The organism is Oceanicola sp. D3, assembly GCF_006351965.1.
Taxonomy (GTDB): Bacteria; Pseudomonadota; Alphaproteobacteria; order Rhodobacterales; family Rhodobacteraceae; genus Vannielia.
The window spans coordinates 3,734,669-3,760,462 of sequence record NZ_CP040932.1 but is presented as its reverse complement, the minus strand read 5'-3'; the positions used below and the strand labels follow the sequence as shown (position 1 = coordinate 3,760,462).

Annotated in this window: 28 protein-coding genes and 2 pseudogenes; 16 read left to right on the top strand and 14 right to left on the bottom strand. The window is 65.0% G+C overall.

Translation table 11 applies throughout. From position 1 onward, the window contains the following. Positions 1-45 precede the first annotated feature (45 nt). From FHY55_RS18920 to FHY55_RS20685, 7 genes and pseudogenes are all read left to right on the top strand, one after another. The gene (locus FHY55_RS18920; RefSeq protein ID WP_168223060.1) at positions 46-927 is read left to right on the top strand and encodes a CPBP family intramembrane glutamic endopeptidase; all 882 of its coding nucleotides are present in this window, start codon (positions 46-48) and stop codon (positions 925-927) included. 58 nt (positions 928-985) lie between these two features. Then, on the top strand, positions 986-1,879 hold the full coding sequence (locus FHY55_RS18915) for a CPBP family intramembrane glutamic endopeptidase (RefSeq protein WP_140015669.1): 894 nt from the start codon (positions 986-988) through the stop codon (positions 1,877-1,879). Between the two features lie 144 nt (positions 1,880-2,023). Further along, positions 2,024-3,192, top strand: a pseudogene (locus tag FHY55_RS20985) (MFS transporter). A gap of 63 nt (positions 3,193-3,255) precedes the next feature. Further along, positions 3,256-4,230 carry an acetyl-CoA carboxylase, carboxyltransferase subunit beta gene (accD, locus tag FHY55_RS18905; RefSeq protein ID WP_140015668.1) on the top strand — a complete coding sequence of 325 codons (975 nt, stop codon included), beginning with the start codon at positions 3,256-3,258 and terminating at the stop codon, positions 4,228-4,230. 26 nt (positions 4,231-4,256) lie between these two features. Beyond that, entirely contained in the window at positions 4,257-5,474 is a 1,218-nt protein-coding gene (locus FHY55_RS18900) for a folylpolyglutamate synthase/dihydrofolate synthase family protein (protein WP_140016196.1), read from the top strand. 244 nt (positions 5,475-5,718) lie between these two features. Next, complete coding sequence (locus FHY55_RS18895) at positions 5,719-6,318, top strand: rhodanese-like domain-containing protein (protein WP_140015667.1); 600 nt, start codon at positions 5,719-5,721, stop codon at positions 6,316-6,318. A 23-nt stretch (positions 6,319-6,341) separates the two neighbouring features. Next, positions 6,342-7,475 carry a LysM peptidoglycan-binding domain-containing protein gene (locus tag FHY55_RS20685; RefSeq protein WP_210410514.1) on the top strand — a complete coding sequence of 378 codons (1,134 nt, stop codon included), beginning with the start codon at positions 6,342-6,344 and terminating at the stop codon, positions 7,473-7,475. Positions 7,476-7,657: 182 nt separating this feature from the next. Here the strand turns inward: FHY55_RS20685 and argF are convergent, their stop codons facing one another. Together argF and FHY55_RS18880 are read right to left on the bottom strand one after the other, a co-directional pair. Further along, positions 7,658-8,584: an ornithine carbamoyltransferase gene (argF, locus tag FHY55_RS18885; protein WP_140015666.1), complete on the bottom strand. Its 927-nt coding sequence runs from the start codon at positions 8,582-8,584 to the stop codon at positions 7,658-7,660. Beyond that, complete coding sequence (locus FHY55_RS18880) at positions 8,581-9,762, bottom strand: aspartate aminotransferase family protein (protein WP_140015665.1); 1,182 nt, start codon at positions 9,760-9,762, stop codon at positions 8,581-8,583. The genes argF and FHY55_RS18880 overlap by 4 nt, the downstream gene beginning before the upstream one ends. Before the next feature lie 233 nt (positions 9,763-9,995). On the opposite strand from FHY55_RS18880, the gene FHY55_RS18875 reads away from it, so the two are divergent. From FHY55_RS18875 to FHY55_RS18855, 5 genes are all read left to right on the top strand, one after another. Continuing rightward, positions 9,996-10,925, top strand: a complete 930-nt coding sequence (locus FHY55_RS18875; RefSeq protein WP_140015664.1) for a DMT family transporter — start codon at positions 9,996-9,998, stop codon at positions 10,923-10,925. Positions 10,926-10,980: 55 nt separating this feature from the next. After that, the gene (locus FHY55_RS18870; protein ID WP_140015663.1) at positions 10,981-11,577 is read left to right on the top strand and encodes a GcrA family cell cycle regulator; all 597 of its coding nucleotides are present in this window, start codon (positions 10,981-10,983) and stop codon (positions 11,575-11,577) included. Between the two features lie 80 nt (positions 11,578-11,657). Beyond that, entirely contained in the window at positions 11,658-12,677 is a 1,020-nt protein-coding gene (locus tag FHY55_RS18865) for a GSU2403 family nucleotidyltransferase fold protein (RefSeq protein ID WP_140015662.1), read from the top strand. A gap of 107 nt (positions 12,678-12,784) precedes the next feature. Continuing rightward, positions 12,785-13,726, top strand: coding sequence for an ABC transporter ATP-binding protein (locus FHY55_RS18860; protein WP_140015661.1), 942 nt, complete (start codon positions 12,785-12,787; stop codon positions 13,724-13,726). Next, positions 13,723-14,484: an ABC transporter permease gene (locus FHY55_RS18855; RefSeq protein WP_140015660.1), complete on the top strand. Its 762-nt coding sequence runs from the start codon at positions 13,723-13,725 to the stop codon at positions 14,482-14,484. Before FHY55_RS18860 ends, FHY55_RS18855 begins: the two co-directional genes overlap by 4 nt. A gap of 54 nt (positions 14,485-14,538) precedes the next feature. On the opposite strand, the gene FHY55_RS18850 is transcribed toward FHY55_RS18855, so the two are convergent. Beyond that, entirely contained in the window at positions 14,539-15,096 is a 558-nt protein-coding gene (locus FHY55_RS18850) for a hypothetical protein (RefSeq protein WP_140015659.1), read from the bottom strand. Between the two features lie 122 nt (positions 15,097-15,218). On the opposite strand from FHY55_RS18850, the gene FHY55_RS18845 reads away from it, so the two are divergent. Then, positions 15,219-15,716 carry an N-acetyltransferase gene (locus FHY55_RS18845; protein ID WP_140016194.1) on the top strand — a complete coding sequence of 166 codons (498 nt, stop codon included), beginning with the start codon at positions 15,219-15,221 and terminating at the stop codon, positions 15,714-15,716. A gap of 8 nt (positions 15,717-15,724) precedes the next feature. Beyond that, the gene (gene rimO, locus FHY55_RS18840) at positions 15,725-17,101 is read left to right on the top strand and encodes a 30S ribosomal protein S12 methylthiotransferase RimO (protein ID WP_140015658.1); all 1,377 of its coding nucleotides are present in this window, start codon (positions 15,725-15,727) and stop codon (positions 17,099-17,101) included. On the opposite strand, the gene alaE is transcribed toward rimO, so the two are convergent. The 5 genes from alaE to FHY55_RS18815 all read right to left on the bottom strand — a co-directional run bounded on the left by alaE (position 17,098) and on the right by FHY55_RS18815 (position 19,693). After that, complete coding sequence (gene alaE, locus FHY55_RS18835; protein ID WP_140015657.1) at positions 17,098-17,505, bottom strand: L-alanine exporter AlaE; 408 nt, start codon at positions 17,503-17,505, stop codon at positions 17,098-17,100. The two genes, rimO and alaE, sit on opposite strands and share 4 nt — an antisense overlap. A 172-nt stretch (positions 17,506-17,677) precedes the next feature. Next, positions 17,678-18,022: a DUF6455 family protein gene (locus FHY55_RS18830; RefSeq protein WP_140015656.1), complete on the bottom strand. Its 345-nt coding sequence runs from the start codon at positions 18,020-18,022 to the stop codon at positions 17,678-17,680. Between the two features lie 83 nt (positions 18,023-18,105). Next, positions 18,106-18,447 (bottom strand): hypothetical protein, encoded by a 342-nt coding sequence (locus FHY55_RS18825; protein ID WP_140015655.1) that lies wholly within the window; start codon positions 18,445-18,447, stop codon positions 18,106-18,108. 56 nt (positions 18,448-18,503) lie between these two features. Then, positions 18,504-18,866, bottom strand: coding sequence for a diacylglycerol kinase (locus FHY55_RS18820; RefSeq protein WP_140015654.1), 363 nt, complete (start codon positions 18,864-18,866; stop codon positions 18,504-18,506). Positions 18,867-18,979: 113 nt separating this feature from the next. Beyond that, positions 18,980-19,693, bottom strand: coding sequence for a M48 family metallopeptidase (locus FHY55_RS18815; protein WP_140015653.1), 714 nt, complete (start codon positions 19,691-19,693; stop codon positions 18,980-18,982). A gap of 141 nt (positions 19,694-19,834) precedes the next feature. Between FHY55_RS18815 and FHY55_RS18810 the strand changes: the two genes are divergently transcribed. Both FHY55_RS18810 and FHY55_RS18805 read left to right on the top strand, forming a co-directional pair. After that, positions 19,835-20,077 carry a hypothetical protein gene (locus FHY55_RS18810; protein WP_140015652.1) on the top strand — a complete coding sequence of 81 codons (243 nt, stop codon included), beginning with the start codon at positions 19,835-19,837 and terminating at the stop codon, positions 20,075-20,077. Positions 20,078-20,091: 14 nt separating this feature from the next. After that, positions 20,092-21,090, top strand: a complete 999-nt coding sequence (locus FHY55_RS18805) for a lysozyme inhibitor LprI family protein (RefSeq protein ID WP_140015651.1) — start codon at positions 20,092-20,094, stop codon at positions 21,088-21,090. A gap of 17 nt (positions 21,091-21,107) precedes the next feature. Here FHY55_RS18805 and FHY55_RS18800 read toward each other — a convergent pair whose 3' ends face one another. The 6 genes and pseudogenes from FHY55_RS18800 to FHY55_RS18775 form a co-directional block, all read right to left on the bottom strand. Then, positions 21,108-22,265, bottom strand: a complete 1,158-nt coding sequence (locus FHY55_RS18800; RefSeq protein WP_140015650.1) for a DUF1217 domain-containing protein — start codon at positions 22,263-22,265, stop codon at positions 21,108-21,110. Between the two features lie 74 nt (positions 22,266-22,339). Continuing rightward, positions 22,340-22,735: pseudogene (flbT, locus tag FHY55_RS18795) on the bottom strand (flagellar biosynthesis repressor FlbT); the annotation flags it as partial. Continuing rightward, positions 22,732-23,139: a flagellar biosynthesis regulator FlaF gene (gene flaF, locus FHY55_RS18790; protein ID WP_371707741.1), complete on the bottom strand. Its 408-nt coding sequence runs from the start codon at positions 23,137-23,139 to the stop codon at positions 22,732-22,734. The pseudogene flbT and the gene flaF, both read right to left, overlap by 4 nt. Before the next feature lie 113 nt (positions 23,140-23,252). Then, positions 23,253-24,845 carry a flagellin gene (locus tag FHY55_RS20935; protein ID WP_140015647.1) on the bottom strand — a complete coding sequence of 531 codons (1,593 nt, stop codon included), beginning with the start codon at positions 24,843-24,845 and terminating at the stop codon, positions 23,253-23,255. 309 nt (positions 24,846-25,154) lie between these two features. Continuing rightward, positions 25,155-25,508, bottom strand: a complete 354-nt coding sequence (locus FHY55_RS18780; RefSeq protein WP_140015646.1) for a flagellar export chaperone FlgN — start codon at positions 25,506-25,508, stop codon at positions 25,155-25,157. Continuing rightward, positions 25,501-25,785, bottom strand: coding sequence for a rod-binding protein (locus tag FHY55_RS18775; RefSeq protein ID WP_140015645.1), 285 nt, complete (start codon positions 25,783-25,785; stop codon positions 25,501-25,503). Before FHY55_RS18775 ends, FHY55_RS18780 begins: the two co-directional genes overlap by 8 nt. Between the last annotated feature and the right edge of the window lie 9 nt (positions 25,786-25,794).

Here is a 25,794-nt window from a genome sequence, read left to right as displayed (position 1 = left end):
CGCCCCCTGCCGCGCTCGCCTATCTCACAGGGATGGGGTGCAACCATGGCATATAAACGGCTGAGCGAGTTTGCGGCACCGGCCCAAGCCACCCCCGACCTTTGGCGGATCGGGGCAGTGCTGGGGCTGATGTTTGTTACCGTGATGGTGTTGCAGCAGCTGGTTTTCATCGTCGTCGCGGGCTTTGGCGGCCCGAATGCGGTGGAGGCGATCTTTCAGTCCGACGGCACATCGGCGGGGCGCACGCTGGCGGCGCTGTTCTCGCATGGGCTGTTTGCGCTGGGGCTGGTGGTGGCGCTGCGGGCGATGCATTGGCGTGGATTTCTCAGCCTGTTCGGGCCGGGGGCCCATGCGGCGGGAGATTTCTTTCGGGTGCTTTATTGGCTTGTGCCGCTCTACATCGGCGCGATTGCGATTTTGCCGACCGATTATGACGTGGTGCCCAATGCGCTGATGCCGACGAACCGCTGGTTGCTTTATCTGCCGTTGGGGCTGGCTGCCGTGGCGGTGCAGGCGGGCACGGAGGAGGTGTTCTTTCGTGGCTATCTCACCCAGCAGATTGCGGCAGGCACGCGGGAGGGCAGCTGGGCGTGGATGGCGGTGCCCGCGATCCTGTTTGCCTTGCTGCACTGGACGGCAAGCTCGGGCGACAATGCCATCTGGTTTTGCCTCTGGGCGCTTTGCTTTGGCCTTGTCGCCGCCGATCTCACGGCGCGGGCGGGAAACCTTGGCCCGGCGCTGGCGTTGCACATCGTGAACAACGCGGTGGCCCTGTTGGGCGTGTCGTTGCCCGGACCGGCGGCCGGGCTGGCGCTCTATCACACGCCGTTTGCAGCTGATGCAGGTGTTATTCCGGGGCTGATGCCGGTGGAATTTGCGCTGCTGCTTGTTGCATGGCTGGCGGCGCGGGTGGCGATCCGGGCGTGAGGCGGATATTGGCGGAAGATAGCGTCGGGGCAGGCCCCGACCGGCGGGAGAGCGCAAGATGAGACATCCGGAATTTGCGGCGATGCTGGTGCCCGCACGGGTTTATCCGCAGATATGGCGGCTGCTTCTGGGCGTGCTGCTGATCGTCTTCATCTACATCTCATGGACGCTCATCGTGCTGGGCGGCGCGGTGGGCGTGGTGGCGGCAGAGCAGGGCCTTTGGGGCGTGATGCCGTTTTTCCAAGAGCTTCAGGCGGGCCGTTACCCCGGATCGGTGGCCCTGCTGCTGCTGACCTTCGGCGGCATGGCACTGGGCCCGGTGCTGGCGGCGGCGGCGCTGCACTTCCGGGGGCCGAACACGATCTTCGGGCCGTGGGGAGACTGGTGGCGCGGGTTTGTCACCGCCTTTGGGGTGGTCGCCCTCGTCTTTGGCGGGCTGATGGTGGCCAGTGCTGCGATCTGGCCGCCGGTGGCGAACCTCGAGATGGGCCGCTGGCTGATATGGATGCCGCTTGCGCTGCCGCTGCTGTTTTTGCAGATCGCGGCGGAGGAGATCCTGTTTCGTGGCTATCTCATGCAACAGCTCGCCGCCCGCTTTGCGGCGCGCTGGATCTGGTTTACCCTGCCTGCGCTGGCCTTTGGCCTGCTGCACTGGGATCCGGAAGCGGGCCGCAACTTGCCGTTGGTGCTGCTCTCGGCCTTCGCCTTCGGCCTCGTCGCCGCTGATTTGACCGAGCGCACCGGCTCGCTGGGCGCGGCGATGGGCTTTCACTTTGCCAACAATCTGCTCGCGCTCTTCATCGTGAGCATCGAGGGCACCATCACTGGCCTCGCGCTTTACGTAACGCCGTGGGGCCTTGCGGAGGAGGGCATCGTTTCGCTCGGGCTGGTGGTTTCGATCGTGCTTTTGTTTGGCAACTGGTGGATCATCAAGGGCTTGCTCGACCGCTGAGGCTTGCGCGGATTCGGGCCGCGATGTAGAATGAGCCATAAAGGTGAGAAGACCTAAACTTTGCCGTGGGAGCGCGGCTCGCCGCCTTCCGGAGCGCCCGGCCAGCCCGTTCTGTGCCGGGCTTTTTCTCGGCCAGAAGGAGCCATGGCCATGCGCAGCCCGCCACGGCTCATCACGCTGATCCTGCTCACCGGCCTTTCGACCGTATCGCTGAACATGTTTGTCCCCGCGCTGCCCGCCATCGCGGCGGAGCTGGGCACGAGCTATGCCACGGTGAACCTTGCGATTGCGGGCTATCTGGCGGTGACGGCGGTTGCGCAGGTGGTGATGGAGCCGCTGGCCGACAGGCTGGGGCGCAGGCCGGTGATGCTGGGCGCACTGGCGCTTTATGTGCTGGCCTCGGCGGGGGTTGCGCTTTCGGGCAGCGCGGCGGGCTTTCTGGGCTGGCGGATGCCGATGGCGGCGATCACGGCGGGCTGGGTGGTGACCCTCGCCGTGGTACGCGACACGGCTGCGCCGGGCAAGGCGGCGGGGATCATGGGCACAATCTCGGGCGCAATGGCGCTGGCCCCGCTGCTCGGCCGCTCTTGGGCGGCGCGGTGGCGCAGGTGCTGGGCTGGCGGGCGATCTTTGGGCTCTATGCGCTGGCTGGCGCCGCGATGCTGGCCTTCTGCTGGCGCGACTTCGGAGAAACCCGGCAAAACACCCCGCGCGAGCCCTTCGTGGCCAGCGCGAAGCGGCTCTTGAGCAACGGCAGCTTTTGGGCTTTCGCCGCCTGCACAGCGCTCTCCACGGGTGGATTTTACGGCTACATCGCCGGGTTCCCCGCCGTGTCGGCGGCGCGGTTCGGGCTGGGAGAGGCGGCCACCGGCGCGGCGCTCGGGGCGATCACCGGGGGCTTCATGTGCGGTGCGTTCCTGTCGTCCCGGCTGGCGGAACGGGTGGGGCTGACGCGGATGATGCTGGCCGGGCGGCTCTGCGCGGTGACAGGGCTTGCGGGCGGGCTGCTTTGGGCGCTGCTCATCGGGCCATTGAGTGCGCCGGGCATGGTGGCCTCGGTGATGTTCATCGGGCTTGGCAACGGGCTGACGATGCCGTCCTCAAACGCCGGTGCCATCGCTGCGGTGGAAGGGCTGGCAGGCTCGGCCTCGGGCCTTCTGGGGGCCCTCACGGTGGCTGCGGGCGCTGTGATGACGGCGGCGATTGGCATGGTTGTGGCGCGTCACCCCGATCCTGCGGTGCTGCTCGCCGCCTTGCTTGCGCTCGCGCTTGGAGCGCTCGGCGCTGCTGTGGTGGCTCATCGGCGGGGTTGATTGCAATTCCCCCGCGCTCGGCCTATCTCACGAAGCAGCAGCAGGCAGCCTCGGAAAGGTGCGATGAACTGGATTTCCAACTACGTTCGCCCGAAGATCAACTCGCTCTTCTCGCGCCGTGAGGTGCCCGAGAACCTGTGGAAGAAGTGCCCGGAGTGCGGCACGATGCTGTTCCACCGGGAACTGAGCGACAATCTGAACGTCTGCACAAGCTGCGACCATCACATGCAGCTCACCCCGCGCGAGCGGTTCACGGCACTGTTCGACGGCGGGATCTTCACCGAGGTGAACGTGCCCGAGCCGGTGGCCGACCCGCTGCAGTTTCGCGACCAGAAGCGCTATCCGGACCGGCTGAAGGCGGCCCAGCGGGCGACGGGCGAGCATGAGGCGATGCTGGTGGCCGAGGGCGAGATGGGGCGCACGCCGGTTGTGGCGGCGGCGCAGGATTTCAGCTTCATCGGTGGCTCGATGAGCATGTATGTGGGCAATGCCTTTATCGCGGGGGCAGAGCGCGCGGTGAAGATGAAGCGGCCCTATATCGTATTTTCCGCCGCTGGCGGTGCCCGGATGCAGGAGGGCATTCTGGCGCTGATGCAGATGCCGCGCACCACCGTGGCGATCCAGATGCTCAAAGAGGCCGGGCTGCCCTACATCGTGGTGCTGACGCACCCGACGACGGGCGGGGTGACGGCCTCTTACGCGATGCTGGGCGATATCCACATTGCCGAGCCGAATGCGCTGATCGGCTTTGCTGGCACGCGGGTGATTGAGCAGACCATTCGTGAGCAGCTGCCGGAGGGCTTTCAACGGGCCGAGTACCTGCTGGATCACGGGATGCTCGACCGGGTGACCCATCGCAAGAAGATGAAGGAAGAGCTGGTGTCGCTCTGTCGGATGCTGATGGGGATGGAGCCGCCGGTGGTGGGCGATCTGCCTGCACCGCCGCCCGAGCCTGAGCTGCCCGCACCGGAGCAGCCCGAGCCCTCGCAGGCTGCGGCGGGCGATGAGGCTGCGCCGATGGAAGAGCAGAAGAAGTGACAAGCGCGGCCCTGCTGGAGCGGCTGATGCGGCTCCACCCGGCGGAGATTGACCTGACATTGGGCCGGATGCACCGGCTTCTCGCGGCCCTCGGCAACCCCGAGCGGCAGTTGCCGCCCGTGGTGCATATCGCGGGCACCAACGGCAAGGGCTCGGTGCAGGCGATGCTGCGGGCCGGGCTGGAGGGCGCTGGGCAGAGGGTGCATGCCTATACCTCGCCGCATCTGGTGCGGTTTCACGAGCGGATCGTGCTGGCGGGGCAGGAGATTTCTGAAGGCGCGCTATGTGGCGTGCTGGAAGAGGTGATCGAGGCCAACGCGGGCGAAGAGATCACCTTTTTCGAGGCGACGACGGCGGCGGCCTTTGTTGCCATGGCACGGGAGCCTGCCGATTGGTGCCTGCTGGAGGTGGGCCTTGGCGGGCGGCTGGATGCGACCAATGTGATCGACAGCCCGGCGCTTTGCGTCGTTACCCCGGTGGCATTGGATCATCAGGAATATCTGGGCGAGACGCTGGGTGAGATCGCGGGCGAGAAGGCCGGGATATTGAAGCGCGGCGTGCGGGCCGTGGTGGCGCGACAGGCCGAAGAGGCGGAAGAGGCCATTGAGCGGGCGGCTGCACGGGTCGGCGCACCATTGTTGGTTGAGGGCCAGCACTGGCACGGCGCGGCGGAGCGCGGGCGGCTGGTGGTGCAGGACGAGACGGGCCTTTTGGACCTGCCGCTGCCGGTGCTGCGTGGGCCGCATCAGGTGGCCAATGCGGGCGTTGTCGTGGTGGCGCTGCGGGCGCTGGGCAAGGGCGAAGAGGCGCTGGAAGCGGCGATGAGCCGGGCCGAGTGGCCCGCCCGGATGCAGCGGTTGGAGCCGCGCGAGGGGCTGGAGCTGTGGCTCGATGGTGGCCACAACCCCGCCGCCGCGCAGGTGCTCGCTGCCGGGCTGGCGGACCTGCCTGCCCGGGAGACGGTGCTGGTGGTGGGGATGCTGGCCAACCGACCGGTTGAGGCGTTTCTCGCGCCATTGGCCGAGGTGGCGGGCCGGGTGGTGGCCGTGCCGATCCCCGGAGAGGAAAAGGCCCACCCGCCCGAGGCGGTGGCGCAGGCGGCGACAGCTTTGGGGTTGCAGGCCGAGATCGCCCCCGATCTGGCGGGGGCTCTTGCGCGAATTGCAGCCACCTCTCCCGAGGCGCGGGTGGTGATTTGCGGCTCGCTCTACCTTGCGGGTGCGGTGCTTGGCGGGCGGGCCTGATCCCTGCAATCGGCCCGCGTGGCTGCCATGGCGGGAGTTTGCCGGAGCCGGTTGAAATTTAGGCGTCGGGTAAGCCCTTGGAACGACTCATAAACTCGCCGACGGGCGAGCCACCGTATCTTGAAAGCTACACTTTATATTGACCGCATAGGCGAAACTTCGCTACATTTTGCGGTGTATAGGATAGGCGCGTCCGTCTGCCATTTCCATAATCAAGGGCGCTCCGGCTGTTGGGGGACATATTATGCGCATGATCGCGGTTGCGATTGCGGCGGCATATGCCACAGGGGTTGCTGGCCTCGGGGCGGAGCCGATCCGGATTACGGAAGACATGCTTTCAAAGAGCTTCGACCTGAAGGGCGAAGCGATCACCATTGAAAGAACGCAAGACGAAGCCGCGGGGGCGCAGAACTGCCCGCCCGCCTGCATCCAGCCCGCCTATGTGGCAGAAGGCGTGGAAACCGTGGGCGAGCTCGAGGTTATCGCCTTTCTCGAAAACACGGTGGCCAGCGGCAAGGGCCTGCTGCTCGACAGCCGGATGCCTGACGTTTTCATCAACGGCACAATCCCCGGCGCGGTGAATGTGCCTTACACCACGCTCGATCCCGAAAACCCCTATCGCAAAGATATTCTCAAGGCGCTGGGGGCCAAGGAGAACGGTGGCAATTGGAACTTTGATGGCGCAATGGAGCTGACCCTGTTTTGCGCCGGGCCCGGCTGCGACCAGACCGCCAAATCCATCGCCAGCCTCTCTTCGGCGGGCTACCCGGCAGAGAAGCTGCATTACTACCGTGGTGGGATTCAGGTTTGGCAGATGCTCGGCCTGAACGTGGCGCAACCCTGATGGCGATGCGGGGGCAGGATAACATGTTCAGAGCTCTGGTTGTGGCCTCTGCGTTGCTGACGGCGACCCTTGCGGCGGTGCTCTTCATGCCCGGGATCGGGCGCAACAGCGGCGCGGCGGAGGCTGTGAGCACCGGCGAGATGCTGCGAAGCGGTGAGCTTGCGAGCGGGGCCGAGGATGTGGCCGCAGAGCCGGTTGAGGCTGCGGCGGTGATGCCGGAGCCCGAGGTGCAGCCGCTGGAGGTGGCGGAGGTCGCCACCGCGGCGGCCGAAAAACAGGGGCCGCTCGCGGATGAGAATGCCCTTGCGGCGGCAGTGGCCCTCTCGGCCCCTGCAATCGAAGACACCACGCCGGGCGCAAGCGGCGATGTGGAAGCGCTCAGCCGGGGTGTGCTGGCCGGGCTGGGCCATGAGCTGCCCGAGGAACAGCCCGCTGCCGATGTGGCGTCCACCCCCGATCCGGAGGCAATGGGCGGCCCGCTGGTGAACGTGGAGCGCAGCACGAAGTCCCGCGCGTCATCCGACCGGGCCCTGAGAGACGCAGCCTCGTGGACGACGGATTACGTGTTGATCGGCCTTGGCCAAGGGCCGCGCAAGGTGACATCGGCACTGGAAGACGCGCAGGAGTGGTCGACAGCCTATGTGCTGAACGGGCTTGGGGCCGAGTTTTCGCAAGAGGCGGATGCGGGCAACGGGGCCGGGCCTGTGGTGGCGCTGGAAGACGTGATTGCGCAGGCGATCGAAGAGGGCCGGTCGGATGAAGACCTGATCGAGCTGATCGACCGGCTTTCGGCATCCGGGCAGCTTGACGCGCCGGCGGCCCTGCTGCGGCCCGACGGGCAGGTGGATTCGGCGCTGGTGCTGAACGCGCTGGTCAGTGCCTCCACGGCACGGGCCGGGGCCGAGGCGGGCGCACGCCAGCAGGCCGCAAACGGAGCCGCTGCCGCAGCGCCAACGCCGGTGCAGCGCCCCGTGGTCCGCCAGCTTGAATCGCCGGTGACCTACACCGTGAAGCGGGGCGACAGCCTTGCGGCGATTGCCTATCGCTTCTACGGCGTGACCAGCCGTTACACGATGATCTTCGAAGCAAATCGGGAAGCGCTTTTGAGCCCCGACAAGATCCGTGCGGGCCAGCGGCTGACGATACCAGCCGGCTGAGAGAGCACATCCGAAGGGCGAAAGAGTAAGCAGAATAACCAGTCACGCCCCCAAAGCCACCGGCCCCCCGTTTTCAGGAACAGGCGGCCGGTGGTTGCGTTTTAGGGGGCGCGCGTTGGCCGTTTGAGCCCTCCCTGCAGCTGCGAAGAAAGGCACGGAGGGTCTTGATGAGCTGCCTTGCCTCAGGCGCCGAGGCACCAGCGCAGAACGGCCTTTTGCGCGTGCAGGCGGTTTTCGGCCTCATCGAAGATTACCGACTGCGGGCCATCCATCACCGCGCTTGTCACCTCTTCGCCCCGGTGCGCGGGGAGGCAGTGCATGAACAGCGCCTGCTCGCCCGCGGCGGCCATCACGTCCTCATTCACCTGATAGGGGCGCAGCAGGTTGTGGCGGCGTTCGCGGGTGCTTTGGGCATCGTGCATCGACACCCATGTATCGGCCACGATCAGGTCGGCACCTTCGACGGCGGACCAGATATCGCGGTCGAACTCCACTTTGGAGCCTGCGGCGCGGGCCTCTTCGACGAACACCCGCTCGGGATCAAGCTGTTCGGGGCCGCAGAAGGTGACATCGAAGCCGAATTTGCCTGCGGCGTGCAGGAAGCTGGCGCAGACGTTGTTGCCATCGCCCGCCCAGACGACCTTTTTGCCCGCAATCGGGCCGCGATGCTCCTCGTAGGTCATCACGTCTGCCATGATCTGGCAGGGGTGGGTGCGGTCGGTGAGGCCGTTGATGACGGGCACCGAGGCGTGCTCGGCCATTTCCAGCAGGGTATCTTCGGCGAAGGTGCGCAGCATGATGAGATCAACGTAGCGCGACAGCACGCGGGCGGTGTCGGCGATGGTTTCGCCGTGGCCAAGCTGCATTTCGCCGCCCGAGAGGACCATGGTTTGCCCGCCCATCTGGCGCACTCCCACGTCGAAGCTGACGCGGGTACGGGTGGAGGGTTTTTCAAACACCAGCGCAACGATATGGCCCGCCAGCGGCTGCTCGTCGTCGGGCAGGCCCTTGAGGCGGCCAGCGCGGGCCTTCTTCATGGCGGTTGCGTTGTCGATCATCGCGCGAAGGTCGGTGATGTCGGTTTTGTTGATGTCGAGGAAGTGGTTCATTGCGCGGTCTCCACGGCAGTTGCGGCGGCGTCGAGCCGGGTGATGGCCTCGGAAATTTCTTCCTCGGTGATGTTCAGGGGCGGCAGCAGGCGGGCCACGTTGTCGGCCGCAGGCACGGTGATGACGAGGGCGTCGTAGCCCGCCTTCACCACGTCGGCCACCGGGGCCTTGCACTTGATGCCGAGCATGAGGCCTTGCCCGCGGACGCTTTCGAAAACCTCGGGGTGGGCGTCGATCAGCCCCTCCAGCTTTTGCCGCAGGAGGCCGGACTTGCGGTTGACCGCGTCGAGAAACGCCGGGTCGGAGACCACATCGACCACCGCCTTGCCCACGGCGCAGCCCAGCGGGTTGCCGCCGTAGGTGGAGCCGTGGGTGCCTGCGACCATGCCCGCCGCAGCGGCCTCGGTGGCCAGCACCGCGCCGAGGGGGAAGCCGCCGCCGATGCCCTTGGCGGACATGGCGATATCGGGCGCGATCCCGGCCCATTCGAAGCCGAAGAACTTGCCGGTGCGGCCAATGCCGCATTGCACCTCATCCGCGATCAGCAGCACGCCATGCGCGGTGCAGGCGGCGCGGATGGCCTTGAGCTGGTCATCGGGCAGCACGCGGATGCCGCCCTCGCCCTGCACCGGCTCGATCATGACGGCGGCGACATCGGGCTTGGCGACCTCGGCCTCGAATTGCGCCATGTCGCCCCATGCGAGGTGGCGGAAGCCGGGGAGGACGGGGCCGAAGCCGCCAACCATCTTTTCGCTGCCCGAGGCGGCGATCGCGGCGGAGGAGCGGCCGTGGAAGCAGCCTTCGAAGGTGAGGATTTCGATGCGCTCGGGGTTGCCCGCCGCGTGGTGGAACTTGCGGGCCATCTTCACCGCCAGCTCGCAGGTTTCGGTGCCGGAGTTGGTGAAGAAGACGGTATCGGCAAAGCTCACCTCCACCAGCTTGTCGGCCAGCGCCTTCTGCTCGGCCACGGTGTAGAGGTTGGACACGTGCCAGAGCTTGCTGGCCTGCTCGGTGAGCACCTGCACCAGCTCGGGCGCGGCGTGGCCCAGAGCATTCACGGCGATGCCGGAGCCGAGATCAAGGAAACGTCGGCCATCCTGCTCCACCAGCCATGCGCCTTCGCCCTTCACGAAGGTGAGGGGTGCGCGATTGTAGGTCGGCAGGATGGAGGGGATCATCGGATCGTCCTTTCTGGAATGAAGCCCCGAAATGGCTCAGAGAGGGGCTTTCGTCAACGATTTTTGGGGTTTGGACCGGGTTGCGGGCGGGCACGGCGAAGCGGCCCGAGAGTAATCAGGCGCGGCGTCGGCGTCGGATATTGGCGCAAGTGGTCATGGCGGGGCAGATAGCGCATTGACGCGGCCTTGGGAAGCACGATCTATGCGGGGAGCATAAAACCCCCGGATCCCTGATGCGTGACGCCACCTTTATCCCGGTCAAGCCGGACAACCTGATTGCGGCGATCTGCATCGTGGCCTCGACCTGTTTCATTGCGCTTTCCACGCTGTTCGCCAAGTCGCTGACGACCGACGCGCTTGGCCCCGCCCTTTCGCCCTTTCAGGTGAGCCAGGGGCGCTTTGTCTTTGCGCTGATGGTGTTTGCGATGGCGGCGGCGGTGATGCGGCTGCGGCTGACGCGCCCGCATATGGGGCTGCATATCGCGCGCACCGGCTGCGGTTGGGGCGGGGTGACTTTAATGTTCGCGGCGGTGGCCTATATACCGATGGCCGATGCCACGGCGCTCACCTTCACCAGCCCTGTCTTTACGCTGATCTTTGCGGTGCTGTTGCTGGGTGAGCGGGTGGGCTGGGTGCGCTGGGGCGCGGTGGCGATTGCCCTGACCGGCGCGACCATTTTGCTGCGGCCCACCCCTGCGAGCTTTCAGCCTGCGGCGCTGCTGGCGATGGGGGCGGCGGTTTCGATGGGGTTGGAGGCGATCTGGATCAAGAAGCTCACCGGGCGGGAGGGGCGGCTGCAAATTCTGCTGGTGAACAATTGCATCGGCGTGGTGATTGCCTCGGTGGCTGCCGTGGCGGCTGGATGGCAGATGCCGACCGGGCTGCAATGGGGCGCGGCGGCGGGGGTTGGGGTGACGATGGCACTGACCCAGACCCTCTTTATCAACGGGATGGCGCGGGCAGACGCCTCCTTTGCCGCTCCGTTCACCTACGGCACGCTGGTCTTTGCCGCGATCTTCGATGCGGTGGTCTTTGGCGTTTTGCCCGGCTGGGTGAGCTACCTGGGCGCGGGCGTGATCGTGGCGGGCGCGCTACTGCTGGCCTGGAGAGAAGGTAGAAAGCGCCCGGTCGGGTTGCACCCGGGCGCTGGCGTAGTAAAATAAGGGAAACAAGCGGCCCGGTGGCGGGCCGCTTTTCAGTTGAAAGGATGACGGGCCAATGTCGTGGACCGATGAGCGCGTGGAAACCCTGAAACGGATGTGGGGCGAAGGCCAGTCGGCCAGCCAGATTGCCAAGGAGCTGGGCGGGGTGACCCGCAATGCCGTGATTGGCAAGGTGCACCGGCTTGGGCTTTCGAACCGTGCGACGGGGGCTTCGCCCGCGCCGGCGGCAAAACCCGCCGCGAAGGAAAAGCCGGCGGCTGCAAAGCCCAAGGCGAAGGCCAAGCCGCAGAAGGCTGCTGAACCGGCCAAGGAAAAGCCCGCCAAGGAAGAGCCTGCGACCCAGAGCGCCGCGCCGCCGATGAGTGCCGCGCGCAAGGCGATCATCCCCGCAGGCCAGCCGCTGCCGCCGCAGCCCTCGGCCAACGAGATCAGCCCCGAGGCGCTGGCCTCGGTGCGCGAGGTTGAGAAGAAGGCCAAGAAACTCAGCCTGATGGAGCTGACCGAGCGGACCTGCAAATGGCCGATCGGCGACCCGGCGACAGAGGACTTTTGGTTTTGCGGGCTTTCCGTGCAACAGGGCAAGCCCTACTGCGAAGCCCATGTTGGCGTGGCCTTCCAGCCGATGAGTTCGCGCCGCGACCGCCGCCGCTGAGGGGATTGTGCATAGCAATTTTGGTTTTTGCTGCACAAAGATATTGACGGCATATACAGCAAAAAATATTTTTGCTGTATATGGATGAGCTGAGCCGACATTCGCTGAACGCCCAATCGGCCTATCACGACCTGCTTCGCTCTCATCTTGATGAGCGGGTCACGGAGATCCGTGGCACGCCAAAGCTCTACAAAGTTAATGAAAAGTCCTATTGGTACGACACGTATCGTACCGGTTCGGCTCAGCAAAGAACCTACATCGGTGAGGACACTCCCGAGCTGAGGGCTCGTCTGGAGCGGATTTCCGAGATCAAGGCGGAAGCATCAGAACGCAATGACCATCGCACGCGGCTCGTGCGCCTGCTGCGTGCCGAGGGCGTAGCGACGATGGACGGGGGCACCGGTAGCCTTCTGTCAGCGATGGCGCGGATTGGTGTGTTTCGGCTTGGCGGCACCATCATAGGCACGCAGGCCTTCAAGCTTTACGAGGGCGAGTTGGGCGTAAAGCTGGGATATTCGGGTGCCGCGATGACAGGCGATGTGGATATCGCCAGTTTCGAACGGCTCTCGGTGGCGCTTGATGACACGGTTTCGGAGCCGATGAACGATGTCTTGTCGAACCTGTCCTTCGATCCCGTGCCGTCGCTCGATAAGGGCAAGGTCTGGCGGTGGCGTCAGACCCGGCGGGAGATGCTTGTGGAGTTCCTCACGCCGTCCTTTGAGGCGGACGAGGGGCTGAAGCCGCTGCCTTCTCTCGGCGTATCGGCACAATCGCTGCATTACCTGAATTTTCTCTTGGCACGGCCCATCCCTGCGGTTGGGCTCTACCGCTCGGGCGTGCTGGTGCAGATCCCGCGACCTGAGGCCTTTGCGATTCACAAGCTTATCGTCGCGGCGCGGCGGGAGGGGCGGGATGCGATCAAGGCGCGCAAGGACCGCGCGCAGGCGGCGCTGCTGATCGCGGCGCTGGCGGAAGACCGGCCGGGCGAGTTGGCGGAAGCTTGGGAGGAGGCGCGGGCCGGTGGGCCGAAGTGGTGTGCGCTGATCGACAAGACGTTGAAACATATGCCGGAAAGCGCCGCCCTGTTGGCTGAATGCTGACAGTCCCCTGTCAGCACGGCGCAAGAAACTGAACCGTTCGGTCTTGCCGTGGGGTCTTTCGGCGCTACACCTTTCTCCCTGGCATAACGAGGGAAGGAGGCCGCATCATGGCCCCGATCATTTCCATCAAGGGATTGCAAAAGACCTATGACGACGGGTTCACCGCGTTGCATGGCGTCGATCTGGATATCGAAGAAGGTGAGATTCTTGCGCTGCTCGGGCCCAATGGCGCGGGCAAGACCACGCTGATCTCGGCGGTCTGCGGGCTGGTGACGCCCACGGGCGGCAGCGTGACGGTGGGCGGGCATGACATTGCAACCGATTACCGCGCGGCGCGCGAGATGATCGGGCTGGTGCCTCAGGAAATTTCGATTGAGCCCTTCGAGAAGGTGCTGAACACGGTGCGCTTTTCGCGCGGGCTGTTCGGCAAGAAGAAGGACGAGGCGCATCTGGAAAAGGTGCTGAAGAGCCTGAGCCTGTGGGACAAGAAGGACAGCCGCAACAATGAGCTTTCGGGCGGGATGAAGCGGCGGGTGCTGATTGCAAAGGCGCTCAGCCACGAGCCGCGGGTGCTGTTCCTCGACGAGCCGACGGCGGGCGTGGATGTGAACCTGCGCAAGGACATGTGGGCGCTGGTGCGCGAGCTGCGCAGCGAGGGCGTGACCATCATCCTGACCACCCATTATATCGAGGAGGCCGAGGAGATGGCCGACCGGATCGGGGTGATCGACAAGGGCCGGCTGCTGCTTGTGGAAGACAAGGACAAGCTGATGAAGAGCCTTGGCCGTAAGGAGCTGGTGCTGGAGCTGGCAGAAGCGCCCGCGACGCTGCCTGACAGCCTGCAGGGCTATGATCTTGAGCTGGACGGCACGCGGCTGACCTATACCTTCGACACCACCGCCGGGTCGACCGGGGTGACGCGGCTGATGGCCGATCTGGCCTCTGCCGGGCTGAAATTTACCGATCTCTCCACCCGCCAGTCGAGCCTTGAGGATGTGTTCCTTTCGCTGGTCGAAGAGAACCAGGACCAGAAGGAGGCCGCGCAATGAACTGGCGGGCGATTGCGGCGATCTACCGATTTGAAATGACGCGGTTCTTCAGGACCGTGACCCAAAGCATCGTGTCGCCGGTGCTTTCGACGGTGCTTTACTTCGTGGTCTTCGGCTCGGCCATTGGCGGGCGGATCGAGAGCGTGGAGGGGGTGAGCTACGGCGCCTTCATCGTGCCGGGGCTGGTGATGCTAACGCTGCTGCAACAGTCGATCAGCAACGCGAGCTTTGGAATCTACTTTCCGAAGTTCATTGGCACGATCTTTGAGCTTCTGAGCGCGCCGATGAGCTTTATCGAGGTGGTCATGGGCTATGTGGGGGCGGCGGCGACCAAGGCGTTGTTTATCGCGGGCATCATCATGATCACGGCGAGCTTCTTCGTGGAGCTGAACATTCTGCATCCGGTGTGGATGCTGGCCTTTCTGGTGATGACGGCGGTGAGCTTTGCGCTGCTGGGCTTCATCATCGGGATCTGGGCGAAGAACTTCGAGCAGTTGCAGCTTATCCCGCTGCTGGTGGTCACGCCGCTCGTGTTTCTTGGTGGGTCGTTCTACTCGATCTCGATGCTGCCGCCGGCCTGGGCGACGGTGAGCCACTTCAACCCGGTGCTCTACCTCGTCAGCGGCTTCCGCTGGAGCTTCTTCGGCATCTCCGATGTGCCGGTGGGCATTTCGCTGGTGGCAGTGGCGGGCTTCTTTGTGGTCTGCCTCTTGGCGATCTATGCGATCTTCAAGACCGGCTGGCGCATCAAACCGTGAGCTATAGGCGCGGGCCGCTGGGGGAGGACGGGCGGCCCGCGCGCTGAGACAGGATCATTCGATCCCGTCTATCCCTTCATCGTCGTCGCCGCGCCCGTGGTAGTGCGAGTCGGCATCAATCGCCGCGTAGAGCGGGGCCAACTCTTCATCGGTGAAGGTGTGCGCCTCGCTGCGGGCGGGTTCTGAGACGGCGTAGGCGGTGTTGAGCGGCTCGGAGAGGGTCAGCTCGTCTGACTCTTCGATGGCCTGCCGATTGGAGTGATAAAAGTAGAGCGCCTGAGCAATGTAGGCGAGCGCCTCGGAGACCTTCACCGGCATTGGCTGGGCGATGTAGTCGAAGGCGGCATGGGTGGATTCATGCACCACCAGCGCGGCCCTGAACGGGTCTCCATCCACGGCGGTGAAGCCGAGATCGAACCTGTTGGGCCCGAAGCGGTAAACGCCGCAAACGCCAGCCGGGCCGGCCCGCCGTGCGGTGATTGTGTTATCGGCGATCTTGTCGCGGACGGGCTGATAGATTGCGGGGGTCACGTTGCGACCGGCTACGGTGAAGCGGAGGTGCTGCATGGCAGCTGTCGAGATCGCGCGATCGACGTCTTGTATCAAAGACATTTTAACATCTCTCTCAATTGGGTTCGCCCGAGGCGGGGCGATTGCTATGACTTTAAGCGCAAGTGCGGCCTGAATTTCCGCTGCGCAGTAATAATATGGGGATGCGGAGGCGCGATTTGAAGATGCGGGCCGAGGTGGCTGGGCAGGATTTTGCCGATTGGGCTGGGGTGCACCGGCTGCTGGTGGAGAGTTTTGCCTTCATGGAGGGGCGGATTGACCCGCCTTCCTCGCTTGCTGCGGTTACCCCGGAGGGGCTGGCGGAAAAGGCGGAGCGGGAGGTGCTGATGCTGGTGCGCTACGGCGCCCGCGTGGTGGCCTGCGGCTTTGCCTCGCCGCGTCGCCCGGTGCTTTATCTTGGCAAGCTGGCGGTGACCGAGCAGCTGCGCGGGCGCGGGTTGTTGCGGCAGATGGTGGCGCTGGCCGAGGAGATGGCGCGGGACGGCGGCTTTGAGGCGCTGGAATTGCAGAGCCGGGTGGAACTGGTGGAAAACCACGCCACCTTTGCGGCGCTGGGCTTTAAGGAGGTCGCCCGCACGGCCCATGAGGGCTATGACAGGCCGACCTCGATCACCTTTCGCCGCGTCGTGCCCCCTTCCGCCAAGGGGCAAGCGCCTGTATAGCGCGCTCCATGTCCAGCAATCCGCCCGACCTGCGCCCCGACCTTGCCCCACGCCCGAAATTCGGTGAGGCGCCCTGTGAGGGGCAGCCGCGCATTGGCATGGTCTCGCTGGGATGCCCGAAGGCGCTGGTGGACAGCGAGCGGATTTTGACGCGACTGCGGGCTGAGGGCTACGGGATTTCGCCCGACTATTCCGGGGCCGATGCGGTGATTGTAAACACTTGCGGCTTTCTCGACTCGGCCAAGGCCGAGAGCCTCGATGCGATTGGTGAGGCGATGGCGGCCAATGGGCGGGTGATCGTGACGGGCTGCCTTGGGGCGGAGCCGGAATACATCACCGGGGCGCATCCGAAGGTGCTGGCGGTAACCGGGCCGCACCAATACGAGCAGGTGCTGGATGCGGTGCATTCGGCGGTGCCCCCCGCGCCCGACCCGTTTGTGGATTTGCTGCCAGCCTCGGGCGTGAGCCTGACGCCACGCCACTACAGCTATCTGAAGATTTCGGAGGGCTGTAACCACAAGTGCAAGTTCTGCATCATTCCGGATATGCGCGGCCGGCTTGTGAGCCGTCCGGCCCATGCGGTGGTGCGCGAGGCGGAGCGGCTGGTGGAGGCGGGGGTGCGCGAGTTGCTGGTCATCAGCCAAGACACCTCGGCCTATGGCGTGGACATCAAGCATTCCGAAGAGCGGGGGCACCGGGCGCATATCACCGATCTGGCGCGCGATCTCGGCAGCCTCGGCGCTTGGGTGCGGCTGCATTACGTTTACCCCTATCCGCATGTGCGGCAGGTCATTCCGCTGATGGCGGACGGGCTGGTGCTGCCCTACCTTGATATCCCCTTCCAGCACTCCCACCCCGAGACGCTGAAGCGCATGGCCCGGCCGGCGCATGGCGAGAAGACGCTGGAGCGGATCGCGGAGTGGCGGAGCATTTGCCCCGATATCACCCTGCGCAGCACCTTCATTGTGGGCTACCCGGGTGAGACCGAGGAAGAGTTTGCTCACTTGCTGGATTGGCTGGATGAGGCGCAGCTGGATCGTGTTGGCTGTTTTCAATACGAGAATGTCGCCGGGGCGCGGTCGAACGACCTGCCCGACCATGTGCCCGCCGAGGTGAAGGAAGAGCGCTGGGCGCGGTTCATGGAGAAGGCGCAAGCGATCAGCGAGGCTAAGCTGGCAGCGAAGGTCGGCCAGCGGATGGATGTGATCGTGGACGAGATCGACGCCGACGGCGTGGCCACTTGCCGGACCAAGGCCGATGCGCCGGAGATCGACGGGAACCTGTTTATCGACGAGGGCACCGAGGGGCTGGCGCCAGGCGATATCGTAACGGTCGAGGTGGACGAGGCCAGCGAATACGACCTTTGGGGACAGCGGGTAGACTAGGCGGGCGTGACCCCGGCCATCCGGCGCGACCAGTCCAGAAGCAGTCCGTAGGGGCGGCTGAGCAGCACCATCAGCACGAGGGCGGAGCCGACGGCGGCGGTGGTTTGGGCCAGTGTGGCCCCCGCGGCGAGCAGGGTGAGGGCGTAGACCGGGGCCTGAAAGCTGATGAAGGCGGTGATGTCGAGCGCGGTGCGGGCGCGCGCGCGGCGGGGCGCGAAGCGGCGGAAGAGCATGTCGCGCCACCAGCCATAGGGGCGGCCCGTGGCCACCATCACCGGGATCATCACGAGGCGGGTGAACAGCACGGCGGAGGGCTCCATCCCGGCGATCAGCAGCTCGGAGAGGGCGGCGACGGTGGTGAAAAAGAGCACTGCCGTCAGGGTATCTACCAAAAACAGGCGCATGGCACGGCTCTATCCGCTGCATTGGGTGCTGCCAAGCGTGGAGTGCCGACTGCCTTGGCCTTGAACATGAAAAGGGGTCGGTGGCTCCCCAGTCACCGACCCCTTGTGATGCCGGCGGAGCGGGCCCCTCACCCACTCCTCTCTCCCTGCCGGCATGTCTCTGTAAGCGGGCTCAATGGCTCTGGCGCAATGCCTCCACGCGAGCGATAGCCTGGCTGGCCCGGTCGACGGCCCGATCGGACTCCCGGCGGGCTTGCTCGGATCTGGCGCGCAATTCTTCAAAGCGGCGCTGGTTAACGCAGCTGGGTGGGCAGTTTGCGCCCTCTTCGATCGCGGTATCGAGCCATTCGCCGCAGCGCTCGGCCCAGCCGCAGCCTCGGCAGCGGGTGACCATTGCGGACCATGCCTCGCTGTCGAGCGCACCCTCTTCCATCGCCTGCGCCAGATCGGTGCGGGTGGCCTTGGCCATGCCCATGGCCAGCAGGTAGTGCGTGCGTTCGTCTCCGAGCGGTTTCATCGCGGCCTGTCCTTGTTCCGGTTCGCAGGACAGGTTTTGCAAAACGGGCGGCGACCGTCTTTGACTCAGGTCAAACCGGGGTATCAGGGCAGGGGCGTGAGTTTTTCCAGCGCGGTGCCGCCGGCCCATGTGCCGTGGAGTTCGCCCGTTGGGGTGATGACGTAATACACCGGCTCGGGATCGCCCCAGCGGATGGTGATGACCTTGCCGTCCACCGGGCCTGCACCGGCGTAATTGCTGCCCGCCACCTGCCAGGTCATGCTGACGGCGCCGCCATTTTCGACCAGATCGACAGTGCCGGTGTACTTGCTGCCATCGGGGTTCATCCCGGCCACGGCGTAGCGGCCCGAGAGGCCTTCAGCGACGGCGGGCAGGGCGAGGCAGAGGAGGCTGGCGGCGGCGAAAGCGGTGGAGCGTGTGAACATGGGCTTTTTCCTGAGGGCTTGGGGCTTAATGCCTCCAAGCTTGCCCGCGACGGGCTTTAAAAAGCAAGCCCGAGCAGAATCACCAGCCAGGCCAGCCCCACGGCAATGGCCGCGAGGGCGACCGCGGCGGAGGCGGTGTCTTTGGCCTGTTTGGCCAGCGGGTGACGCTCCATAGAGATGTGATCAACGGTGCGCTCGATGGCCGTGTTGAGGCACTCAAAGGCAAAGACGAGGATGCCGCCCATCAGCAGCAGGGCCTTCTCCCCGGCCGAGATTGGCAGGATCAGAGCCATCAGCGCCGAGGCGAGGTAGGCGACGATCCACTGCTTGAGGGAATGCTCGGTGCTCCAGACGTGGGCGAAGCCCTCCCACGACCATTTGGTGCGGAGCCAGATCCGCTTCACTTGTTGCTTGAACATCCGCTGCCCTCGTCCGACCTCTCGCCCCTGCTTTCAGATAGCGGCGGAGGCGCGGTTTTTGAAGCCTGCCGCAGCATAGGGCTGCAAATGGGGCAGGTGGTGGCGCGGGGGCGCTACATGTTGGCGGCGGTCCGGCGCACGGTTTCGATCCGCGAGGCGTTGGGCGGGTGGCTGCCCAGAAACACATCGCCCGGATCTGGGATGCGGGTGAAATACTGCGCGCCGCGCACCGGGTTGAAGCCTGCTTTCTTGGCGATGATCGTGCCGAGCGCATCGGCCTCCAGCTCGAATTCCTTGGAGAACCGCCGCGCGCCGATGCCTGCACCAACTCGCGTGGCCGCCTCCACCGCAGCATCGCCGCCGCCGCCCACGCCGACCAGCGTGCCAAGCACAAGCGCCCCGAAGGTGGCGCTTTCGCGGGTGCGAGGGATGTGCTCCTTGATGTGATGCGCGGCCTCGTGGCCGAGGATAAAGGCCAGCTCATCCTGATTGCGGGCATCGGCAATCAGCGCCAGCGTGAAGGCGATCACCGGGCGGCCCGAGCGATCTTCTGTTTGGTAGGCGTTGGCGGGCTGGCCGCGCCGATCATCGACGATGATGAGGAAATCGCAGTTGGCGCGGGGCAGGCGGGCGCGGCATTCGCGCTCGGCCACCGGCTCCACCCGTTTGACGACGGTCACGAAGTTGCGCGCCGCGCGGTTGGCGTCGACGCTGGCGGGCGCGGCGGTGGGTGTGGGCTGGCTTGGGGGCTGCTGTGGCTCGGAGGGCACCTCGACGCATGCGGTGAGGGATGCCAGCGCCACAATTGCGCATAGATGTTTAATCATGGGCCTCTGTCTCTGCCTGACTGCTCTTTCGCCGGGCAGAATAGCAGGCCGTTGCACTGCGCTGTAGCCCCTTGATGCCCAGAGAGGGTGCCTGCGCGTTTCGCGGCTGACAGGGGCAGGGCGGCGGGCTAGGCTGGGGGCATGTTTACCATCGAACACGATTTTGACGCGACGGTGATAACGCTGGTCGATGAGCCGGGCCCACATTTGCAGGAAGATGTGACCATTCAGGCCTTCGAGGATTGCGTGACCATCGAGCAACTCGATCCGCGGCAGGACGAGGTGCAGAAAATCACCCTGTCGTTGAGCCAGCTCCGCGATCTTGCGGCGGCACTGGACCTGCCTGAAGGGGTGTATCAGCTGCGGCGCGCTCCGCAGGGCTGAGGAGGGAAGAAGAGATGCGCCGGGTTTTGACCTTTGCTGGCATCGTCGCCGGGCTCTTGGCCCTCGCGGCCCCCGGTGTGGCTCAAGAGATCAAGACCTACGGCGCGTTTCGCCACGCGCCCGCGCTGCCGAATGTGCTGGTGCTCAATGGCCAGATCAAACGCGGCGCGACCTTCGATTTGCGCAAGGCGCTGCGCGAGCACGGCGAGGTGGACACCCTGTTTTTGATCTCGCCGGGTGGGGATGTGCATCAGGGGCTGGAGCTTTCGGCGATTGTCTTTGACCGGGCGCTTTCGACGGTGATCCCGCCCGAGGCCGATTGCGCTTCGGCCTGCTCCTTTCTCTTTGTGGCGGGCAAGGCGCGGCGGGCCTATGGGCGGCTGGGGGTTCACCAGTTTACCTCGGGCGGCGCGGTGACGGGGCCGGCGGCGGAGGCCGATGCGCAATCAGTTGCGGCGCAAATCTTCGACTACCTCAAGGAATACGACGTGCCGAGCCTGTTCATGGTGCGGATGCTGGAAACGCCGAGCGACCGGATTTACTGGTTTCCGCCCGATGAGTTGCGCGACAGCGGGATTGAAACCTTTTCCACCTTCGGGCCAGAGCTTGAGGGATACGCCGCCTTGCCCGGCTTGGCAGAACCGCCCGCGCCCCGGCTTGAGGCCACGCCGCGGGTGCCTGTGACGGAGCCACGTGTGGCCGCCGAACCAGACCCGGCGCCCGCTCCCGACCCGGCCCCGCGGATCACTAGGCGCGACCCTGACCCGAGCTTCAATTGCGACCGGGCAGGCACGCCAACCGAATATGCCATTTGCGGCAGCGTCGAACTGGCCGATCTCGACAAGCGTATGGCCTCGCTATTTTACAGCCGTCGCGGGCGCATGAGCGCTGCCGGGAAACGGCAACTTGATGCCGGGCAGAGGGATTGGCTGGCACAGCGCAACGGCTGCGGGGCCAGCGTGCCCTGCCTGCGGGCGGCTTATAGCCAGAGGATAGCAGCGCTTGGGGGCTGATCCCCGGGCGAGGGCTGTCAGGTCAGCAGGCTGAACAGGTTGTTGCTATTGACGCCGCTGAGGATGGTGAGCGCCGCATTGGTGGAGGTTGCGCCAGAGGCCTCGCCGCTCAGCTCGGTTTGCACGAGGTAGCGGCGGATCAGATTTTCCCGCTGTTCCGGATCGGCGAATTGGGAAACCTCGTCGGACCCGAAGAGCGAAGTGGCGCGGGCCTTGTAGGTTTCCAGCTGGCGATCAAGATCGAGGGCGGCGAAGGCTGCGGGCAGGCCAAAGGCCTTGTCGAACACCTCGCGGAGAGCGGCACTGCCCATGATCTTGAGCCAGCTGGTATCATTGCTGTCGTCCGGATCGGCGGCGATGGCGGGCAGTTCGCGCTCAAGATTGAGGGCGATGCGCAGCTCGGAGGCCTGCTCGCCAACTGCCACCTCAAACTGCCGCGAGGTATAGTTTTGCTTGATCCGGTCGATAAAGCCAGTGAGCTGCTCGGTTGGCCTGTCTTCGAAGAGGCCGAAGACCTGCTGGCGCATCACTTCGACCTGAACACCTTGATCGAGCGCGTCAAACCCCTCGGCCACGTTGAAGGCAGAGAGCATCGCTTCGCGCATCCTGCGGTTGCCCATGACCTCCGGCCAAAGCGCATCGACCTCGTCGCGCAGCGCGGCCACCCCATCGGAGCCGGGGGCGCGGCTCATCTCGTCGGAGAGGGCTTTGAGCCGGTCGACAAGCTGCATGGCCTGATCGCCAGCCTCCTGCCGTTGGTTGGGTGGCAGAGTATCGGTGCCTGCGCGGATCTGGGCCTCGACGGCGGCGAAGCCGTTGTTGGGCGTTCCATAAGCGCCAAAGCCGAAGGCCTCGGCGAGATTCAGGTAGCGGGTGTCGGAGAGGCGGTTGGCCAGAGCCGCAGGGTCTGATGTGCCCTCTTCCAGCACCTTCTGGATGAAGTATTTGTTGCCGATATCATCCGACAGGCCAAAAGCCCCGAGGGCGACGCGGAGCAGGCGGAAGTCATTCACCAGATCTTCTGCCGTTTCCACGTTGGCGATCCGCTCTTCGAAGACTTCCATGTCACTCTGCACGCTGGCCGAGTTTGCGAGCGTTTGCTGCTGGCTCTCTTGCGTGCGTTGCAAAAACTGCCAGCCCAGAAGGCCGCCGGTGGGGACGATGGGCGTGAACATCAGGAGGGCTTCACATCTGGCGGCATGGAGGGCGACATGGGCAGCTGTTGCGGCCTTGGCTCCTGCTGGCCTGTCTGCGCTGCAATCAGCCGGTCTTCGCGCGGTATCAGTGTGCGCAGCGCCTTGAGCGCCTGATAATGCTGCCCGTCGCGCACTGCCATTGTGGCGGCGTCGAGCTGAGCGCGGCTGTCATGGTCGGTGAACACCTGGCTAAGCTGTTCGATCCCGCGCATGAGCTGGATATCGGCATCAGCTGGCGATGTGTCACCCGAGAGGACAAGCTGGGCGATATAGGCCACCCGTTTGACGGGTGTCTTGGCCTCTTCGGGGTGGATGGCATCGCGCAGCCGAAGGATGTGGGCTCCGGGGGTGACGATGGAGAGCCGCGAGCGGCGATCTCCGTTTTCGATCACCGCGCCGTTTATGAGCACCCGCTCCTTGGGGCTGAGCTTGAGGACGAGGCCGCTCATTTGCTTGCTCCGGTCGTCGCCGGGGCCGGGGCCTTGGCGGCGCGTGGTGGAGCGGCAGCCGGGCTGGCCCCGAGGCCGCGCATGACGGCCATGTTGATTTCGATCAGCGGGACCACGTTGGCCTTGCGGCGCAGCACCGTGGAGGAATGCTCTGAGGTAAACCGGGCGAGGTAGAAGATGCGCGCGCGCAGATCGGGGGAGAGGCCGTTTGCGCCATCGGCGACATCTGCGGCAAGCGCTGTCCAGAGTTGGCGGTTTTCGTGGATCGCCGCGACCAGCGCGTTGAAGTTTCGGGGTGCCTTGAGGCGCGAGGTGACCCGGCTGAAGGCTGCGTATTCGGTGCCGCGATGGGTGCGCAGCGGGGCCTGCTGGCCGGAGGAGTAGGCGCTTTGCGCCAGTTGCACGGAGTTCAAGGCTCTGTCCTTCCACTCGGGGGGGAATTGCGGTGAGTAGAGAGTGGGCGGGGCGCCCCGAGCCGTTTTGGCCCGGACCATTCGGCGCCCCGCCCGTTACCGTATTACCGGAACAGCGACAGGATCGACTGCGGTGCCTGGTTGGCGATGGAGAGCGACTGGACCCCCAGCTGCTGCTGCACCTGAAGCGCCTGCAGGCGGGCCGAGGCGGCCTCCATATCGGCGTCCACGAGGCTGCCGATACCCGCGGTGAGGCTGTCGGTGAGGTTCGAGATGAACTCCGACTGGGTCTCGATCCGGCCTTCGACCGAACCGAAGTTTGCCGCCGCTTCGATTGCGCCGTCGATGTAGGTTTCGATGTTGGCCAGAGCCGCCTCGACACCCTCATCGGTGGTCACGTCGATGTCGTCGACACCGGCCAGGCCACCCGTGGCTTCACCATCGGCCAGACCGTTGACCTGCAGGGCCATTGCCGCGCCGTCATTGTCCACCTGAAGCATCCAAGCGCCCGTGGCTGCATCCTGGGTCACGTTGGTGGAAATGTCGGAGAGGCCCGAGCCGTCGATCGCGATCTTCAGGCCCTTGGCCACGTCTTCGAAGGTTTCACCCTTGCCGGCGACGTAGTCGTAGTTAGTGCCGCCGATCGAGACGCGGTAGCCGTCACCCTCGCTGACGCCAGCGGTTGCGGAGAAGGTCACCTCGGAGGCGCGGGCCTGAAGGTTCGCCCCGGTGAAGCTGGAGGCTGCGGCGGTGGCGGCGGCCCCTTCCACATCGGCAGAGAACTGCGTGGTGGCCGAGGTGGTATCGCCGTTGATCTCGATGTCGTCGAACTTGGAGGTGGAGGTGATGGTAATCACCGCACCGGCGACTTCTGCCGAGATGTCCTCGATACCAGCAGCGTTGATGGCCGCGGTCAGACCGTCGGACACATCGTTCAACGTGGTCGAATCAGCGGTGTAGGAGACCGTGGTTCCGTTGATCTGCAGGTTGAAGACATCACCGATGGATTGAGCCGTGCTCATGGTGATTTCCATCTCGTTCCCGGTGTTCGAGAAGTCACGGGTCGAGCTGTCATCGGCGTTCTGGCCTGCGCCAGCCTGCACGGTGACATTGCCGCCGGTGGCCGCCGCGTCCGCCGCCGTCAGGGCGGAGCCGCCGACGAGCGAGGCACCGGTGCCCATGACGCCAGCATCATAGCTGAGATCCTGGCGGGCAACGGTGATGTCGGAGGCCTGCACCGAGCCGTCATTGGAGCGATCCAGCGAGGAGAGCACGTTGACGTCATCGGTGCCGTTGAGCAGGTTGAGCCCGTTGAACTGGGCCGCACCCACCACCGAAGCGATCTGATCGGAGAGCGCCGTGATGTCGGACTGCAGCTTCTCGCGGTCGACGTTTTCTTCCTGAGCGCCGACGATCTTCTCTTTCATCTGCACGAGCAGGTCGGTGACGGTTTCGGCGCCGTTGCGGGCCACCGCGACGGTGCTTTCGCCGAGAGACAGGCTCTCGGAGATGGCCTTGAAGCCGCGCACGTCGGATTCCATCACCTTGGAGATCGCCCAGATGGCCGAGTTGTCACGGGCGGAGCCCACGGACTTGCCGGTAGAGATTTCGGCCTGGGTCTGCTCGAGGTTCATATTGATGCCGCGCAGGGTTTGCAGGGCAACCATCGAGCTGGTGTTGGTAAGAATACTGGACATGGTTCTTTCGGTCCTTTTCAGATGAGACGCTTTTGCGCCATTTCGGAACGTCGCCCGTTAGGGCGACTGGTTTCCGGTTTCACCGTCATGCGGACCGATGTTGCGGGCCGCGCCACCCACGAAGGTGCGACTGCGAACCTGACCGAGTGAGTTTAAAGGAGTCCTAATTTCCCCCTTCCGCAGAACCGCGCATTTTAGGCGAGTTGTTCTTGATTGGAGAGGACGTTCGGTGAATGGAACGTGACCGCCTCCGGTGCGGGGCGCAGGCCGGAGACAGTTGGAATCATGCCAAAAAGTATCGCGCCAGGATCAGGCGCGACGTTCGAAGCTGGAGCGCGCCACGCCCAGATCCTTGCGTTTGCCATCGTCTGTGTAGGTGTCGAGGTGCTCCGCCGCGCGCCGGGTTTCGCTCAGCCTTCGGGCGACCGCGCGAAGCCCGCGCTGGGCGGCATCCAGCAGCCTCTCATTGCCTCGCGAGCTGACCGAAAGCGCCTCAAGCTGGGAGCGAGTCAATGTGTCGGCCTGCGCTTCGATCTGCTTGAGCAACTCGTGCTTCTCTTCATAGAGCGCCTCGAGGCGGATGAAATCCCCGCCCTTCAGGGCTTCCCGCTCGGCCTCCATAAGGGCCTGCGCACGTTCATAAAGTTCGATGTTATCAGCCATGGTTTCGCGCCTTCAGACTTTCAAAAATATGTTCCGCCAGGCCAATTCCGCCGCTTTGGGCCATGGCCTTGGCCTGCTCCTGCCTCAGAAACGAGGCGAACCCTTCTTCCCCCGCGCCGCCGCCGAAACCCTCTCGCGTGTCGCCCAGCCCCGTGTGCCCCAACATTTCTGCAAGAAAGCTCGCCTCAAGCTCGACAGACAGCTTGCGCAGGTGTTGCTCGCGCTGAGGCAAAACCGCGGATGCAGCGGGCGGTGGGATAGGGGGAATCGGCGGCATGGGTGGCCT